The 16503-nt window shown below is 71.8% G+C and carries 18 protein-coding genes and 1 tRNA gene; 9 read left to right on the top strand and 10 right to left on the bottom strand.

The window, feature by feature from the left end; genetic code table 11:
• Positions 1-22 precede the first annotated feature (22 nt).
• Positions 23-1381, bottom strand: a complete 1359-nt coding sequence (locus H283_RS0114180; RefSeq protein WP_020144185.1) for a M20/M25/M40 family metallo-hydrolase — start codon at positions 1379-1381, stop codon at positions 23-25.
• Positions 1382-1502: 121 nt separating this feature from the next.
• Between H283_RS0114180 and H283_RS0114175 the strand changes: the two genes are divergently transcribed.
• The 7 genes from H283_RS0114175 to H283_RS0114145 all read left to right on the top strand — a co-directional run bounded on the left by H283_RS0114175 (position 1503) and on the right by H283_RS0114145 (position 6315).
• Positions 1503-1589: transfer RNA gene (locus H283_RS0114175), tRNA-Leu, on the top strand.
• A 121-nt stretch (positions 1590-1710) separates the two neighbouring features.
• A complete protein-coding gene (locus tag H283_RS0114170) occupies positions 1711-2256 on the top strand; it encodes a MarR family winged helix-turn-helix transcriptional regulator (protein ID WP_020144184.1) in 546 nt (181 codons plus the stop codon).
• Positions 2253-3068, top strand: coding sequence for an ABC transporter ATP-binding protein (locus tag H283_RS0114165; RefSeq protein ID WP_020144183.1), 816 nt, complete (start codon positions 2253-2255; stop codon positions 3066-3068). Before H283_RS0114170 ends, H283_RS0114165 begins: the two co-directional genes overlap by 4 nt.
• Positions 3028-3849 carry an ABC transporter permease gene (locus tag H283_RS0114160; protein WP_020144182.1) on the top strand — a complete coding sequence of 274 codons (822 nt, stop codon included), beginning with the start codon at positions 3028-3030 and terminating at the stop codon, positions 3847-3849. The genes H283_RS0114165 and H283_RS0114160 overlap by 41 nt, the downstream gene beginning before the upstream one ends.
• 48 nt (positions 3850-3897) lie before the next feature.
• A complete protein-coding gene (locus H283_RS0114155; RefSeq protein ID WP_020144181.1) occupies positions 3898-5166 on the top strand; it encodes an MFS transporter in 1269 nt (422 codons plus the stop codon).
• A 4-nt stretch (positions 5167-5170) separates the two neighbouring features.
• Positions 5171-5941, top strand: coding sequence for a HipA family kinase (locus H283_RS0114150; RefSeq protein ID WP_020144180.1), 771 nt, complete (start codon positions 5171-5173; stop codon positions 5939-5941).
• Positions 5938-6315, top strand: coding sequence for a DUF3037 domain-containing protein (locus H283_RS0114145; protein ID WP_020144179.1), 378 nt, complete (start codon positions 5938-5940; stop codon positions 6313-6315). Before H283_RS0114150 ends, H283_RS0114145 begins: the two co-directional genes overlap by 4 nt.
• 31 nt (positions 6316-6346) lie before the next feature.
• Here H283_RS0114145 and H283_RS0114140 read toward each other — a convergent pair whose 3' ends face one another.
• The 5 genes from H283_RS0114140 to H283_RS0114120 all read right to left on the bottom strand — a co-directional run bounded on the left by H283_RS0114140 (position 6347) and on the right by H283_RS0114120 (position 10736).
• Positions 6347-7165: an RNA methyltransferase gene (locus tag H283_RS0114140; protein WP_043649611.1), complete on the bottom strand. Its 819-nt coding sequence runs from the start codon at positions 7163-7165 to the stop codon at positions 6347-6349.
• 72 nt (positions 7166-7237) lie between these two features.
• Complete coding sequence (locus H283_RS0114135) at positions 7238-8008, bottom strand: sulfite exporter TauE/SafE family protein (RefSeq protein WP_020144177.1); 771 nt, start codon at positions 8006-8008, stop codon at positions 7238-7240.
• Positions 8009-8078: 70 nt separating this feature from the next.
• Positions 8079-9245 carry an SPFH domain-containing protein gene (locus tag H283_RS25215; RefSeq protein WP_020144176.1) on the bottom strand — a complete coding sequence of 389 codons (1167 nt, stop codon included), beginning with the start codon at positions 9243-9245 and terminating at the stop codon, positions 8079-8081.
• 124 nt (positions 9246-9369) lie between these two features.
• Positions 9370-9819 (bottom strand): NfeD family protein, encoded by a 450-nt coding sequence (locus H283_RS0114125; protein WP_028785594.1) that lies wholly within the window; start codon positions 9817-9819, stop codon positions 9370-9372.
• Between the two features lie 131 nt (positions 9820-9950).
• Entirely contained in the window at positions 9951-10736 is a 786-nt protein-coding gene (locus H283_RS0114120; RefSeq protein ID WP_020144174.1) for an ABC transporter ATP-binding protein, read from the bottom strand.
• Positions 10737-10796: 60 nt separating this feature from the next.
• On the opposite strand from H283_RS0114120, the gene H283_RS0114115 reads away from it, so the two are divergent.
• Entirely contained in the window at positions 10797-11561 is a 765-nt protein-coding gene (locus H283_RS0114115; RefSeq protein WP_020144173.1) for a hypothetical protein, read from the top strand.
• 25 nt (positions 11562-11586) lie between these two features.
• On the opposite strand, the gene H283_RS0114110 is transcribed toward H283_RS0114115, so the two are convergent.
• Positions 11587-12003: a hypothetical protein gene (locus H283_RS0114110; RefSeq protein WP_020144172.1), complete on the bottom strand. Its 417-nt coding sequence runs from the start codon at positions 12001-12003 to the stop codon at positions 11587-11589.
• 55 nt (positions 12004-12058) lie between these two features.
• On the opposite strand from H283_RS0114110, the gene H283_RS0114105 reads away from it, so the two are divergent.
• Positions 12059-12793 (top strand): PIG-L deacetylase family protein, encoded by a 735-nt coding sequence (locus H283_RS0114105; protein WP_020144171.1) that lies wholly within the window; start codon positions 12059-12061, stop codon positions 12791-12793.
• Positions 12794-12815: 22 nt separating this feature from the next.
• Here the strand turns inward: H283_RS0114105 and H283_RS0114100 are convergent, their stop codons facing one another.
• The 3 genes from H283_RS0114100 to glgA form a co-directional block, all read right to left on the bottom strand.
• A complete protein-coding gene (locus H283_RS0114100; RefSeq protein WP_020144170.1) occupies positions 12816-14537 on the bottom strand; it encodes an alpha/beta-hydrolase family protein in 1722 nt (573 codons plus the stop codon).
• A gap of 110 nt (positions 14538-14647) precedes the next feature.
• On the bottom strand, positions 14648-15223 hold the full coding sequence (locus tag H283_RS0114095) for a 1-acyl-sn-glycerol-3-phosphate acyltransferase (RefSeq protein WP_028785592.1): 576 nt from the start codon (positions 15221-15223) through the stop codon (positions 14648-14650).
• A 62-nt stretch (positions 15224-15285) separates the two neighbouring features.
• Complete coding sequence (gene glgA, locus H283_RS0114090; RefSeq protein ID WP_020144168.1) at positions 15286-16488, bottom strand: glycogen synthase; 1203 nt, start codon at positions 16486-16488, stop codon at positions 15286-15288.
• Positions 16489-16503: the final 15 nt, after the last annotated feature.

Below are 16503 nucleotides of genomic sequence, written 5' to 3'. Positions count from 1 at the left end.
ACGACGCGTCCGCCGCTCGACGTCAGCAGGAGCGCAGGAAGTCGCCGAGCACCCGCGCCCCGAAGCGGAGCGACGACGTGGGCACCCGCTCGTCGATGCCGTGGAACATCGGCGCGAAGTCGAGATCGGCCGGCAGCCGCAGCGGCGCGAAGCCGTAGCCGCTGATGCCGAGGCGGCCCAGCGCCTTGTTGTCGGTGCCGCCCGAGAGGCAGTAGGGCAGCACGACGGCCTCGGGGTCCTCGCGCAGCAGCGCCTGCTTCATCGACTCGACGAGGTGACCGGAGAACGGCGCCTCGATGGCGACGTCGCGGTGCACGACCTCGACCTCGACGTGCTCGCCGGCCAGCTCGCGGATCGTGGCCATGAGGGCGTCCTCGTGGCCGGGCAGGAACCGGCAGTCGACGGCCGCCGTCGCCGTCTGCGGGATGACGTTGTGCTTGTAGCCCGACTCGAGCATCGTGACGTTGGCGGTGTCGCGCAGCGTGCCCCGCACGAAGCCCTGGGCCCCGCCGAGCGTGGCGAGCAGCGGCTCGAGGTCGTCGTCGGTCGACGAGAGCCCCGTCAGGGTGCCGAGCGTGTCGAGCAGCTCACGGACCGAGGCGATGTACTCACGCGGCCACTCGTGGGCGGCGATCCGGCCGATGGCGGCGGCGAGGCGGACGATGGCGTTCTCGTCGTTGGGCACCGACCCGTGCCCGGCGCGTCCGTGCGCGCGCAGCCGCAGCCAGGCGATGCCCTTCTCCGCGGTCTGGAGGAGGTACGCGCGCTGCTGGCCCTCGGGCGTCGGCACCGTGACGCTGTAGCCGCCGACCTCGCTGATCGCCTCGGTCACGCCCTCGAACCAGTGCGGGTGGTGGTCGACGAGCCAATGGCTCCCGTAGGTGCCGCCGGCCTCCTCGTCGGCGAAGAAGACGAACGTCGTGTCGCGGGCGGGCTTCGTGCCGGTGCGGGCGAAGTGACGGATGTTCGCGAGGATCATCGCGTCCATGTCCTTCATGTCGACCGCTCCTCGGCCCCAGATGCAGCCGTCGCGCTCCTCCGCTGCGAAGGGGTCGACCAGCCAGTCCGCGGCGTTGGCCGGCACCACGTCGAGGTGGCCGTGGACCGCGAGCCCGGGGCGCGAGGAGTCCTCGCCCTCGAGGCGCACGACGACCGTCGCGCGGCCCGGCTCGCTCTCGAGCAGGGTGCCCTCGAGGCCGACCGCGTCGAGCTGCTCCATGACGTACTCGGCCGCCTTGCGCTCCCCCGGACCCGACCCGTCTCCGTAGTTGGAGGAGTCGATCCGGATGAGCTCGGCGCAGATCCGCGCGACCTCCTCCTCGGGCGTCACGGCAGTCCGTGCCGTGCTCGTCGCGGTGCGGTCGGCGTCGTCGTGGCTCATGCCGATCAGCGTATGCCGCCGCCTCCCGAGGCCAGCAGCCGCCCGTTTGGTCTTTTGGTCGGGCCCCGTGTAACGTTTCGCCTCGCCGCAAGGGAATCCCACGAGCCCCTTGCAACACCTTGTCGGGGTGGCGGAATGGCAGACGCGCTAGCTTGAGGTGCTAGTGCCCTTAACGGGCGTGGGGGTTCAAGTCCCCCCCTCGACACCATGAGACCCCCGGGTTCCTGCAGGCCAGGACCCGGGGGTCTTCTCGTACCCGGACGGCTGCATCGGGACCTCCAGCTCCCGTTTCTCTGGTCACGCCTCTGCGACAGACGTAATCTTCGATCGTGAGCGACGAGAACGTGGCTGGGCTGGCGGACGACCTCTACGACGTCATCGGGCTGCTGCGGCGCCGGTCGCGGCGTCTCGTCGGCGCTCCCCTTCCCGAGCTCGCGCTGTCCGGAGCCCAGCTCGAGCTCCTGCGCGTCGTGCGGCGCAACCCCGGGATCACCGTGGCCGAGTCGGCCCGGGTCCTCGGACTCGCCGCCAACACGGTCTCGACCCTCGTCGGCCAGCTGCTCGTGCTCGAGGTGCTCGTGCGTGAGCGCGACTCGAGCGACCGGCGTGTGGCCCGGCTCGACCTCACGCCCTCGGCCCGCGCGGGCCTGGAGCAGTGGCGCGACCGTCGCGCGCAGTCCACCGCAGTGGCGCTCGCAGGGCTCCCGGCCGCCGACCGCGCCCGCCTGGCCGCGGCGTTGCCGACCATCGCCCGCATCGCCGCGGACCTGCCGGAGGAGCCCGAGGGCACCGACCCGCAGGCCTCCGAGCCGGCTGTCACCGTGGCCGCGCCGCTCGACCGCCAGGACGAGTCGGCCGCCGGCGAACGGCCATGACCTCGGCCATCGACATCCGGGGCCTGGGCTACAGCTTCGGGACCCACCGGGCCGTCGACGACCTCACCCTGGCCGTCGAGCCGGGCGAGTGCTTCGGACTGCTCGGACCCAACGGTGCCGGCAAGACGACGACGATCCGGCTGCTCAACACCCTGCTGCCCCTCCAGACCGGCGAGGTCGAGATCTTCGGGCGCTCGGTGCGCACCCAGGCGATGGTCGTGCGACGGCTCCTCGGCTACGTGCCGCAGCAGCTGTCCATCGAGGGCGCCCTGTCGGGCCGCGAGAACGTCGAGTGGTTCGCCCGTCTCTTCGACGTCCCTCGGCGCGAGAGGCGTGCTCGCGTCGACGAGGTCCTCGAGATGGTCGACCTCCGTGGCGACGAGTCGCGACTGGCCTCGACCTACTCCGGCGGCATGGTGCGCCGTCTCGAGCTCGCCCAGGCACTCGTCAACCGTCCTGCGCTCCTCGTCCTCGACGAGCCCACGGTCGGGCTCGACCCCGTCGCCCGCGACAGCGTCTGGATGCGGGTGGCACAGATGCAGCGTGACCACGGGATGACGGTGCTGCTCACGACCCACTACATGGAGGAGGCCGATGCCCTCTGCGACCGGGTCGCCCTCATGCACCGCGGCGCCCTGCGCGCCCTCGGCTCGCCCGACGAGCTCAAGGCCGCGGCCGGGGAGGGTGCCAGCCTCGAGGACGTCTTCCGTCACCACACGGGTGAGGCCCTGGGAGATGACGCCGGCGACGGCGAGAAGGGAGGGCTGCGCGGTGTCCGAGCAACTCGTCGAACCGCCCGCCGTCTGGGCTGACCGGCAGAGCCGGACCGGGGTACGGCTCCTCGCGTCACGCGTCACCACGTTCTGCCTCGTCGAGCTCCAGAAGCTGCGGCACGACCGCAGCGAGCTCGTCACCCGGGCGATCCAGCCCATCCTCTGGCTCGTCATCTTCGGCACGACCTTCAGCCAGATCCGGGCGATCCCCACGGGCGGCATCGACTACCTCGACTTCCTGGCGCCCGGCGTCATCGCCCAGTCAGCCCTGTTCATCGCGATCTTCTACGGCATCCAGATCATCTGGGAACGTGATGCCGGCGTCCTGACCAAGCTCCTCGTCACGCCGACTCCGCGATCAGCCCTCGTGGCGGGCAAGGCGTTCGCCGCCGGAGTCAGGTCCGTGGCCCAGGCCGTCATCGTCATCGTCGTCGCCGCGCTGATGGGCGTGGCGATGACGTGGAACCCGGTGCGGCTGCTCGGGGTGGTGGTCGTCGTCATGCTGGGCGCGGCGTTCTTCTCGTGCCTGTCGCTCAGCATCGCCGGGGTCGCCCTCAAGCGCGACCGGCTCATGGGGATCGGCCAGGCGATCACGATGCCGCTCTTCTTCGCCTCGAACGCGCTCTACCCGATCGAGATGATGCCGGGGTGGCTCCAGGTCATCAGCCACGTCAACCCCCTGACCTACGAGGTGTCGGCCCTGCGCGGCCTGCTGCTCGGCACGCCGACGAGCTACTGGGTCGACTTCGGGGTCCTCGCCGGCAGCGCGGTCGCCGGGATCGTGTGCGCCGCGGCCCTCATCGGGCGACTTGCGCGCTGACCGCGTCCCGTCGCCGGGCATCCCACCGGTGACCGTACGCTGTGCCGCGTGACCTTCCTGCGCGCCCTGTTCACCCTGCTCCGGGGGCGCGGGTTCCGTCGGCTCTTCGTCAGCCGGGTCACCTCGTCGTTCAGCGACGGCATCTTCCAGGTCGCCCTGGCCAGCCACATCCTCTTCAACCCCGAGAAGGCCGCCGACGCGCGCGGGATCGCCATCGCCTTCGCGATCGTGCTGCTGCCGTACTCGGCCCTCGGGCCCTTCGTCGGGGTGCTCCTCGACCGCTGGCCGCGCAAGCGTGTCATCGTCGTCAGCCAGCTGATCCGGGCCGCGGCGATCCTCGGCGTCTCCGTCCTCGTCACGGGAGCCGAGAGCGGCCCGGCGTTCTTCGGCCTCGTGCTCCTCGTCTTCTCGGTCAACCGCTTCATCCTCGCCGGGCTCTCGTCGGCCATGCCGCACGTGGTGCCGCGCCAGGACCTCGTGAGCGCGAACTCCGTCGCGCCCACGTGCGGCTCCCTCGCGTACCTCCTCGGTGGCGCGGTCGGCACCGGCGTCCGGGCCCTCGGCGGCAGTGACGTCGTCGACGTGCTCCTCGCCGCCACCGGGGTCCTCCTGGCGGCCTGGGCGGCGACGCGGCTGCCGTTCATCGGCCCTGACGACACGAGCGGCGCGCCGTCGGTCGGGCAGATCACGAGATCCGTGGTGACGGGTCTCGTCGAGGCCGTGCACACGCTGCCGCGCCGCGCGCGCCTGCTGCTCGCCCTCGTCTTCCTCACCCGGCTCCCGTTCGGCTTCCTCCTGCTGCAGACCCTGCTCCTCTTCCGCGGTCCGTTCGAGTCCGGTCACGGCGCCCAGGGCTTCGGCATCGCCGCCGGCGCGTCCGCGCTGGGGTTCGCCTCCGCGGCCTTCGTCACCCCGTGGCTCGCCCCCCGCCTGACCGCCGTGCCGTATGCCGCCCGGATGCTCGCGCTGGGCGCGCTCGTGTGCGCCGTGCTGGGGCCGTTCCTCACGCCGTGGAGCATCGTCGTCGTCGGCTTCGTCGTCTCCTTCACCTCGCAGTGCGTCAAGATCACCGTCGACTCGCTGCTGCAGGCCCACGTCGACGACCACCTGCTCGGCCGCGCCTTCTCGGCCTACGACGTCGTCTACAACGCCGGCATGGTCGCGGCGGCGGCCCTCGGCGCGCTCGTCCTCCCCGAGAGCGGGCTCGCCTGGTGGCCGCTCGTGGCCTTCGCCTGCCTCTACGGGGCGAGCGCGATGCTGCTCGGCCGGCTCTGGACGCGGGCCACGGTGCTCGACCACGAGCGGCCACTAGGCTGACGCCGTGCTTCCCGAGCTGACCGCCACCCGCTACGTGACACCGCTCAAGGAGGGCGGCTCGCTGCCGGGCATCGTGGAGGCCGACGACGACGGCACCTACGTCCTGAAGTTCCGCGGCGCCGGTCAGGGGCTCAAGGTCCTCGTCGCCGAGGTGCTCGTCGCCGGGATCGCCCGGCTGCTCGAGGTGCCGGTGCCCGATCTCGCCGTGGTGCGCCTCGACCCGCGCATCGCGAAGTACGAGGCCGACGAGGAGGTCCAGGACCTGCTCACGGCCTCGGTCGGGACCAACCTCGGCGTGGACTTCCTCCCGGGTTCCCTCGGCTACGACGGCTCGAGGCCGCCCGACGCCGACCTCGCCGAGCGGATCATCTGGCTCGACGCCCTGACGGCCAATGTCGACCGCACGTGGTCCAACCCCAACCTGCTCGTCTGGCACGGACGCACGTGGGCCATCGACCACGGAGCCGCCCTCTACTTCCACCACTCGTGGCCGAGCAAGCCGCCGGCTCCGGAGCGCTTCGCGGCCCAGCCGTTCGACGCCAGCCGCCACGTCCTGCGCGACGTCGCAGGCGACGTGGCCGCGCGACACGACGAGCTCGCGGCACGGCTCACGCCCGAGGCCGTCGAGGCCGTCGTCGCCGAGGTGCCCGACGAATGGATCGAGGCCACGCCCGACCTCGCCGACGCACCCGCGGTACGAGCGGCATACGCCCGGATGCTGCGGGCCCGTCTCGACGGGCCACTCACCTGGGTGCCGACAGGTGTCGCCGCGTGAACGCGTACCAGTACGTCCTGCTCCGGCTCGTCCCCCGCGTCGACCGGGAGGAGTTCATCAACGTCGGCGTCGTGCTCTACTCGCAGGACGCGGGCTTCCTCGACGCCGCCTGGGAGCTCGACGAGCGCCGGGCGGACGCGCTGTCGCCGACGTGCGACCTCGAAGGCGTGCGGTCGATGCTCGAACGCGTCCGGGCCGTCTGCCGGGGCGAGACGGGCCGCGGCCTGCCGACCCTCGACAAGCCTGGCCAGCGGTTCGGCTGGATCATCGCACCGCGCTCCACCGTCGTGCAGCCCGGACCGGTCCACGGGGGTCTGTGCGACGACCCCGCCGTCGAGCTCGAGCGCCTGCTCGACCGGCTCGTCCGGGCCTGACGGGTCCGACCGGCCCGGCCGGTCCGTCAGGTCAGTCCTGGGGCCGCGGGCGCAGCGCCCACATCGCGACCGCGCTGGCCGCGGCGACGTTGAGCGAGTCGACGCCTCCGGCCATGGGGATGCGCAGGGTGAGGTCGGCGTCGGCGACGGTCCGGTGCGACAGGCCGTCGCCCTCTGTGCCGACGACGAGCGCCAGCCGCTCGGGCGGACCGCTCTCGAGGTCGTCGAGCGAGACCGAGTCGTCCGACAGCGCCATGGCCGCGACCGTGAGGCCGGCGTCGTGGAGCAGGGCCATGCCCTGCGGCCACGGGTCGATCCGGGTCCACGGGACCTGGAAGACCGTGCCCATGGAGACGCGGATCGAGCGGCGGTAGAGCGGGTCGGCGCAGCGGGGCGTGATGAGGACCGCGTCGACCCCGAGCGCCGCGGCCGACCGGAAGATCGCGCCGACGTTCGTGTGGTCGACGACGTCCTCGAGGACGATGACCCGCCGCGCGTCGGCGATGAGCGACTCGACGGTCGGCAGGGCGGGACGCTGCATCGCGGCGAGGGCGCCACGGTGGAGGTGGAAGCCGGTCAGCTGCTCGATGACGTCGTGCTCGGCGAAGTAGACCGGGACGCCGTCGGCCTCCGCGTCGGCGACGATGTCGGAGAGGTCGTCGAGCCAGCGCCTGGCCATGAGGTAGGACCGCGGTCGGTGCCCGGCTCGCAGCGCACGGCGGATCACCTTCTGGCTCTCCGCGATGTAGAGGCCGCGCTCGGGCTCGTGCCGCCTTCGCAGCACGACGTCGGTCAGCGACACGTAGTCGCTCAGCCGCGGGTCGGTGGGGTCGGTGATCTCGATCGGCACGCCCGACAGGCTAGTGCCGGTCGCGCCCACGCCCGACATCCACCGGAGCGGGCCACAGCCGTCGAGGAACCGTCAGGGGAACCAGACGAGCTTGACGACGGCGACGAGGCCGATGGCGATGATGAGACCGCGGAGGACGTTCGGCGGGATGCGCCGACCGACCCGGGCCCCGATGATGCCGCCCACGAAGGCGCCGACGCCGATGAGCAGGACGATGAGCCAGTCGATGTGGTCGCGTGCGAAGAGGACGAACACGGCTGCTGCGACGACGTTGACGACGAGCGAGAGGACGTTCTTGTAGCCGTTGAGCCGCTGCAGGGGCTCAAGGCTGAGCGCGCTGAGCAGGCCCATGAGCAGGACCCCCTGGGCCGCGCCGAAGTAGCCGCCGTAGACGCCGGCGGCGAAGACCCCGGCTGCCATCGCCGGCCCGTGCCAGCGTGGCACCGACCCCTCGACCCCCTCCCGGTGGACCCGGGCCTGGATCCGCGGTCCGGCGACCACGAGCACGAGCGCGATGAGGATGAGCACGGGGACGATCGCCCGGAACGCCGCGGCGGGGAGGACGAGCAGCAGCCCCGCCCCCACGACCGAGCCGACGAACGACATCGGCATGAGCCGGCGCAGGGTGCGCGCCTGGCCGTCCAGCTCCCGGCGGTAGCCCCACGCCCCGGTCACGCCCCCGGCGACGAGGCCGATGTTGTTTGAGACGTTCGCGACGAGCGGGTTGACCCCGAAGAAGAGCAGCGTCGGGAACGTGATGAGCGTGCCCGACCCGACGATCGTGTTGATGATGCCGGCCCCGGTCCCGGCCAGCGCTATGGCGACGGCGGACCAGAACGACACCCGGTCACCCTACAGAGGGTGACCGGGTGTCGTCGGGGCGGTGTCGCCGGTGGTGTCGGACCGCGTCCGGTCAGCGTGCGGTCGGGGGCTCCGGCGCCGCGCCGGGCAGGTCGTCCGGGGATGCCGGGGGCGTCGTCGGCGGGGCGGCGGCGGGCGGCGGGGGCACGTCGGCCTGCGAGTGCAGCGGTGGCTGCTGGCGACCCATGGGAGCGGCATGCTCGGTCGACTCGGCGCTGGCCTGCGCGGCCTGGCCACGGGCCTCGGCCAGCGCCTTGGCCGGGTCCTCGAGCACCGTCTCGGCAAAGGCGTTGTCCTGGGCGTCGCCGGTGTCGACCCACTGCTCCTCGTCGTCGCCCATCGGGCCCGACTCGCTGCCGCCGAGCGCGTTGCCGATGCCCTTGAGCGCATCGGTCAGCTCGGACGGGATGATCCACATCTTGTTGGAGTCGCCGCGTGCGAGCTGCGGCAGCACCTGGAGGTACTGGTAGGCGAGCAGCTTCTGGGTGGGCTTGCCGCGGTGGATGGCCGCGAACACCTGCTGGATGGCGCGGGCCTGGCCCTGGGCCTCGAGGATGCGGGCCTGCGCCGAGCCCTCGGCCCGCAGGATCTGGCTCTGCTTCTCACCCTCGGCCGTGAGGATGGCCGACTGCTTGAAGCCCTCGGCCGTGAGGATCGCAGCACGACGGTCGCGCTCGGCGCGCATCTGCTTCTCCATCGTCTCCTGGACGGAGTGCGGCGGGTCGATGGCCTTGAGCTCGACACGGTTGACGCGGATGCCCCAGTTGCCGGTGGCCTCGTCGAGGACGCCACGCAGCTGGCCGTTGATCTGGTCGCGGCTCGTCAGGGCCTGCTCGAGGTCGAGCGAGCCGATGACGTTGCGCAGCGTGGTGACCGTCAGCTGCTCGATGCCCTGGATGAAGTTGGCGATCTCGTAGACGGCGGCCTTCGCGTCGGTGACCGAGTAGTAGATGACGGTGTCGATGTTGACGACGAGGTTGTCGCTGGTGATGACGGGCTGCGGCGGGAAGGTGACGACCTGCTCACGCAGGTCGATGTTCGCGCGAACCTTGTCGACGAACGGGATCAGGAAGTGGATACCTGCCGTCAACGTCTTGTTGTAGCCGCCGAGTCGCTCGACGATCTGTGCCGTCTGCTGCGGCACGATGCGCACGGTGCGCAGCACGACCACGAACGCCACGACGACGATGAGTATCGGAATGATGAGTACCGGGTCCACGACCTTCTCGACCTTCTCCCTGTGCGGTCCGAGCTCCCCCGAGGAAGCGCGGTTGGTGCGGGCGGATCGGTCGATCCGCTCGTTGGTTCGGCGGCGTCGCCGGGGCGCGGAGCCGGAGGCCGGCTCAGCTCCCCACGACGCGGGCGCGGCTCACGATCGCGGTGGCGCCGTCGATGGAGTCGACGACGACCTCCTCACCGGGCTCGATGTCGTCGCCGAGCGTGCGCGCCGACCACGTCTCGCCGGACAGCTTGACCCGTCCGCCGGCCGGGTTGACACGGTCGATGGCGATGGCCGAGCGTCCGACGTGGGCCGCGGCGCCCATGAGCTGTTGGGGCGTGCTGGCCGAGAGGCGGTTCTTGAGCCACGGACGCACGATCGCGAGGAGGGCGACGGCCACGAGGGCCGCGACGATGGCCTGCACGACGGGGGGCGCCCCGAACGCCGCGGCGATCGATGCGCCCACGGCGCCACCGGCGAGCATGAGGAAGGTGAAGTCGACCGTGACCGCCTCGATGGCGACGAGGACGAGCGCCACCGCCACCCAGACCATCCAAGCGTGTCCCTCGACCACGTGCCCACACCCTGCCTTCGTCCGCCTCGGCGACGGGCCCCGATGTCCCGTGCGTCACTCCTGTGACGTACTCGATTCTGCCTCAGTTCCCTCTCGGGACCTACGGATCCGGAGGTCGGGACGGGTTGCGATCAGGACTCGGCCCGCGCCGACCAGCGCTCTCCGTGCTGCTCGAGCAGGAGGGGCAGCCCGAACGTGGCGCTGAGGTTCTCAGCCGTCAGCGTCAGCGGGATGGGGCCGGCTGCGACGACCTTGCCGTCGCGGATCATGAGGACGTCGGTGAACGACGGCGGGATCTCCTCGACGTGGTGCGTCACGAGCACCATCGCCGGGGCCTCGGTGTCGGCGGCGAGGTCGGCGAGCCGGCGCACGAGGTCCTCGCGACCACCGAGGTCGAGTCCGGCGGCCGGCTCGTCGAGCAGCATCAGCTCGGGGTCGGTCATCAGGGCACGCGCGATCTGCACGCGCTTGCGCTCGCCCTCGCTCAGCGTGCCGAAGGCCCGGTCGGCGAGGTGCTCGGCGCCCAGCGTCCTGAGCAGCTCCATGGCGCGCACGTAGTCCACGTGGTCGTAGGACTCGCGCCAGCGGCCGATGATGCCGTAGGAGGCGGTGACGACGACGTTGCCGACGAGCTCGTCACCGGGGATGCGCTCGGCCATCGACGAGCTCGCGAGGCCGATGCGCGGCCGCAGCTCGAAGACGTCGACGGCGCCGAGCACCTCGCCGAGGACCCCGGCGACCCCCGAGGTCGGGTGCAGGCGCGCCGCGGCGATCTGGAGCAGGGTCGTCTTGCCGGCACCGTTGGCGCCCAGCACGACCCAGCGCTCGCCCTCCTCCACCTCCCACGTGACGTCGTCGAGGAGCGTCGAGGCACCGCGACGAACGGTGACTCCGGCGAAGGCGAGGACGTCGCTCATGGCTCGACCCTATGGCAAGGCCTCCGGAGCCGCCGCGGCGGCGCACCCTACGATGACGGGGTGTCCGAGCTGCCCGCGTCCGTGCGCCTCGCGCTCTGGGTGACGGCCTCGTGGCGTGGCGACCTCGGGACGACGGAGGCGCTGGCCCGGGCCTTCCCGGACCTCGACCACGTCGCCGGCGACCTGGCCCGGCTCGACGTCTGGCGGGACCTCGGCGAACGCGCCCTCTTCGTGGCGCTCCCCCGACCCGGCGACCTGAGCCGTATGCCGCGCGGCTCGTCCGCGGCCACGGCACACGCCGCGGACGCCGGGGAGTGCGTCTTCGTCGCGGGCATCGGCGGGGTCCTCGTGCCGACGCTCTCGGAGTTCGGCCCGGAGGGTGACGTGGGTGTCCGCGCGGACTGGACGGCCTACGAGGCGGACCCGCTCCCCCGGCACCGCATGGAGATGCTCGACCTCCGGGACATCGAGCGCGACCTCATGGTCCGCCTCCGCGACCACACGGTGCGCTTCGAGGAGGTGGGCGGCCATCCCTGGGGTGACGAGGCGCGCGCCGAGGCGCACGCCGACCTCGACACGACGCTGTGGGGCATCCCGTCGGCGACGTCCGGACGCGCCCTGCGGATCATGGCCCTGTCGGCCAACCTCTCCCGCGTGGCCCACCGCAACGCCGGCCGAACCTCGCTCGGGTCGAGCGGTCTCGACGCCGCGACCACGGCGAACCGCACGCGGCTGTTGCGCGACCTCGCCGCCGACGCCGACGCCGCACTCGCTGACGCGACCAACGTCGCCGTCATGTCCATCGCAGGCTGGCGCCCCGCCTGAGTGCCGGTGCAGCTCGACCGCGCGACTACACCTCCGGAGCGGACGCCTCGAGCTGCGCGAGCACCGCTCGCGCGTAGGCGCGTTCGGCGTCGATGTCGGCATGGCGTCCGACCGCGCCGTCACGCCCGCGTGCCGACACGGCATACCCGCCCTCGAGCTGTTCGAGCGAGACGAAGGACTCACCGAGCACGTCACGCAGCTGGTCCTCCCTCGGCAGCCACACGGCCTTGTCCTGCTCGACGCTGTCGAGGGCCCACTCGGTCGTGCCGTTGAAGCCGATGACGTCGCCCGTCGTGAAGTGGTGGACGTCGACCGTGATCTCGCTGATGACGAAGACGTCGTCCTCCATGCCGCTGACGGCCACGACGAAACGGTCGCCCGAGACGGGCTTCCACGCCAGTCCCGCGTCGGAGAGCCGGCGGGCGAGCTCGAGGGTCAGCATGTTCCCCATCGTCACATCCCCCCGGGACTTCGCCAAGCAACCCTAGATTTGGTCCATGACGGAGCACCCAGACCTGCAGCCCCTCGACGAGAGCACCTTCGAGACCGTTCTCTGCGTCGTGGCCCATCCCGACGACCTCGAGTACGGCACGGCCGCCGCCGTCGACCGGTGGGTGCGGGCCGGCAAGACGGTGACCTACCTGCTGGCCACCCGGGGAGAGGCGGGGATCGACACGCTGCCGCCCGAGCAGGCGGGCCCGCTGCGCGAGCAGGAGGAGCGGGACGGGGCGGCCAAGGTCGGTGTCGACGTCGTGGAGTTCCTCGACGGCTTCACCGACGGCGTCGTCGAGTACGGCCTCCCGCTCCGACGCGCCATCGCCCGCGAGATCCGGATCCGCCGGCCCGACCTCGTCATCACGTCGACGTACGCCGACCGCTTCCCCGGCGGCTTCGCCAACCAGGCCGACCACCGGGCCGTGGGTCTCGCCACCGTCGACGCGAAGGCCGACGCGGGCAACCGGTGGATCTTCCCCGACCTCGTCGACGAGGGCCACGAGCCGTGGCAGGTCGCTCGGCTGCTCGTCGTGGCCGACCCGGAGCCGACGCACTTCGTCGACGTCTCGGAGCACTTCGACGCGGCGGTGGCCTCGCTGTCGGCGCACGACGCCTACCTCGCGGCCCTCGGAGCGGACTACCCCAAGCCGGCCGAGCTGCTCGGCATGATCCTCGGCGGTCCCTCGGAGGTCGTCGGGGTGCCGTATGCCGTGACGGGCCGGCTCATCGGCGGCTGACCTGCGCGGCCCGCCATTCCCGCTAGCCCAGCGCTCCGACCGCCGTCCGGATGGCCGCCAGGTCGTCGGCGGTGACGCCCTCCGGACGCATCACGGCGTTCCAGGCGTCGACGTACTCGGTCGTGTACTTGTGGCCGTGCCCGGCAGGGACGCCGGTCGAGAACGGGAGGTCGGCCGTCACCTGCCAGAAGGTCACGAACGGCATCCAGAACATCCCCTGGAGCACGTCCTTGCCGGCCGCCTCACCGATCCAGTCGGGCTCGGTGAACACGAGGTGGGGGCTCCACCACACGATCGGGTCGGACGGGTGCATGAGGTAGAGGACTCGGGTGCCGTCCCACGGCTGGCCCTCGGGCGGGATCGAGACGGCCGGATCGGTGGCGAACCGCACCGTCCGCCCGTTCTTGTAGACCGGCTGGATCTCGGGACTGCCGGGGTCGCGGTGGTCGCTGAACTCCCGGAACAGCGTGTTGAAGTTCGGTGGCCCGGCGAAGACCGTGCCGGCGGTCCGGTTGCGCAGGTCGTACTCCCCGCTGAAGGCGGTCTCACCGCCGAACGTCCCGAGGCTCTCGCCCGAGACGAACAGCTTCGGCCGGGAGTCCTGAGGCAGGCGCGACCACCGGTCGTAGACCGCGTCGAAGAGCGCGCGACCCGCCTCGCGGGCCTTCGACTGGTCGACGAGGAACGAGAGCCACGACGGCAGGTAGGAGTACTGCATCCCCACCGTGGCCGCGTCGCCGCCGGTCAGGTACTCGAAGGGCGCGACGAGTGCCGGGTCGACCCACCCGCTGCCCGTGGTCGTCACGACGAGCAGGTTCGACCGTTGGAAACCACCCGCACGCTCGAGGTCGTCGACCGCCAGCGCAGCGCGCTGCTCGGCGTCGTCGGCCGAGTCGAGCCCGGCGTAGGTGCGGATGGGCTCCTCGGCGGGATGGTGGACGACCGCCTCGATGTCACCGGCCGTGGGGCCCGACGCCGTGAACGTGCGTCCCTCCCGTCCGAGCGACTCCCACGACACCATCGAGCCGGGACCGCCCGAGCGGAGGCCGCTCGTGGGCTGGACGACACCCTCCTGCGTCACGGTGTTGCCGACCGAGAAGGCCTCGTCCATGGCACCCACGAGGCCGTCGAGCAGGATGCCGCTGATGACGAGGTAGGTCATGGCCGTGACGAGCACCCAACCCGTCGCGCCGGCGGCCCGCCGCCCGAACCTGCGGCTCAGCCGCTCCGCGACCCAGTGGTAGACGCGCCGGATGCCGCGGCCGATGAGCAGGAACACGGCGAAGAAGAACACCGCGACGAAGGGCGAGGCGACGACGAGGGCGATGTTGTAGTCCGTCACCCCCATGAGGCTCCGGATCTCGTGCTGCCAGTACTGCCCGAGGGCGAAGAAGACGACGAGGAGCAGGCCGCCACCGACGAACAGCACACGCCACGACGAGGGCCTCGGCTCTCGTGGCTCGCGATCCGCGAAGGCCCGCCACAGCCACGCGCCGAGGACGCCGAGACCGTAGCCGATGGATGCCGTGATCCCACAGACCAGGCCCTGGATGAAACCGCCCCGCGGGAGCAGGGACGGGGTGAACGACAGGGCGGCGAAGAGGACCGCGCCCCAGCACCCCGGGAGGGTGAAGTGGAGCAGCCCCCGGAGCCGTCCGGAGGGCGGCCTCTTCCCGTCCGGGTCGTCGACCGACCGGTGGTCACCGTCGGTCAGCGCGTCGTTGCCAGCCACGTCAGTCGCCATGTCGGGCTCGTTCCGGTCAGCGGGGTCGCTCGGTGTCCTTCGAACGGTCCCACGGCTTGCGCCTCGAGTCCTGCCGAACCCCGGATTCGCGACCCGTCCGCGACCGCGGGTCAGCCCCTCGCTCGGGCCTGGTCCTCCTCGCGGAGGCGAGGCTCCGTGCGCCGCTCGGGGTGGATGCCGCGCTTGTCGCGGTAGAACGCCCGCACCGTGTCCATGTCGGCGACCACGTCTGCGGTGGCGCTCATCGTGGGACCGAACCCGGTTGTGCGAGAAGGCCCGTCGATGAAGGCGAGGGCGATGGGGAGACCGGCCGACCGTGCGATGCGCCAGAAGCCGGACTTCCAGTAGCCGCCCTTCGTCCGGGTGCCCTCCGCAGCCAGGATCAGCAGGAACGGCTCCCCGCTCCGGGCCTCGCGCACGAGTCCCCGCACGACGTCGCCGGGGTTGTCGCGGTCGATCGGGATGCCACCGAGCCGCGGCAGGAGCCACCCGAGCGGACCACGGAAGAGCTCCCTCTTGATCAGGACGCGCGGAGTGACGCCGCCCCGCCACATGACCAGGAGCATCATCACGAAGTCCCAGTTGGACGTGTGCGGTGCACCGACGACGATGCCGGTGCGAGGCACGTCGCCCACCCCGGTCCACCCGGTGAGGCGCAGCACGAGGCCTGCCAGTCGACTCCTCATGGTGTTTCCTCTCCGGCTGCGGCGGTGGTCCGCCTCCTCCAACCTACGCGAGGTGGAGCGACTCAGCCGCCGAGGACCGAGCGGTAGACCTCGAGCGTGCGGTCGCCGATGGAGGCCCACGAGAAGGAGTCGACCGCCCGCCGGCGCCCCGAGCGACCGAACGCGTGGGCCCGGTCGACGTCGGAGACGGCGTCGGTGAGAGCAGCGGCGAGGTCGGCGACGAACTGGTCGGGATCGACCGGCGTCCCGGTCCCGTCCTGCACCTGCTCGATCGGCACGAGCCACCCCGTCTCGCCGTCGACGACGACCTCGGGGATGCCGCCGGTGGCGGTGGCGACGACGGCGAGCTCGCACGCCATCGCCTCGAGGTTGACGATGCCGAGCGGCTCGTAGACCGACGGGCAGGCGAAGACGGTGCCGTGGCTCAGCAGGGCGACGACCTCGTTGCGGGGCAGCATGTCGGGGATCCAGACGACGCCCTCACGCTGCGATCGCAGCTCGTTCACGAGCCCCTCGACCTCGGCGAGGATCTCCGGGGTGTCGGGGGCACCCGCGCAGAGGACGATCTGGACGTCGGGGGGCAGCAGCGCGCAGGCGCGGAGCAGGTAGGGCAGACCCTTCTGGCGGGTGATGCGCCCGACGAAGACGACCGACCGCTGGTCGGGGTCGACGCCGTGGCGCCGGACGATCTCGGTGGCCTCCGTGGACCGGTCGGCCGACCACAGCTGCGAGTCGATCCCGTTGTGCACCACGTGCACCCGCGCCGGATCGAGCGACGGGTAGCTCTTGAGGATGTCCTCGCGCATGCCCGCGCTGACCGCGACGACGGCGGCAGCCGACTCGTACGCGGTGCGCTCTGCCCACGAGGACACGCGGTAGCCTCCGCCGAGCTGCTCCGCCTTCCACGGGCGCATCGGCTCGAGCGAGTGGGCGGTCACGACGTGCGGCATGCCCCCGAGGAGCGACGCGAGGTGGCCGGCCATGTTGGCGTACCAGGTGTGGGAGTGGACGAGGTCGGCGCCGACGCAGTCGCCCGCCATGCTGACGTCGACGCCGAGGGTCTGCATCGCGGCGTTGCCGTCCGCGAGCTCGGGGAGATCGGCGTACGCCGTCGTCCCGGCCTCGTCACGCGCCGCGCCGAAGCAGCGCACCCGGACGTCGATGTCGCCGCGGTCGCGGAGCGCCCGGACGAGCTCTGCGACGTGAACACCCGCACCTCCGTAGATGGCCGGCGGGTACTCCTTGCTGAGGATGTCGACGCGCACGTTCCGACCCTAGTG

It is taken from the genome of Terracoccus sp. 273MFTsu3.1, from assembly GCF_000383675.1.
In the GTDB taxonomy this organism is placed as follows: Bacteria; Actinomycetota; Actinomycetes; order Actinomycetales; family Dermatophilaceae; genus Terrabacter.
The sequence above is the reverse complement of the archived record's forward strand: the minus strand, read 5'-3'. Positions and strand labels throughout refer to the sequence as shown.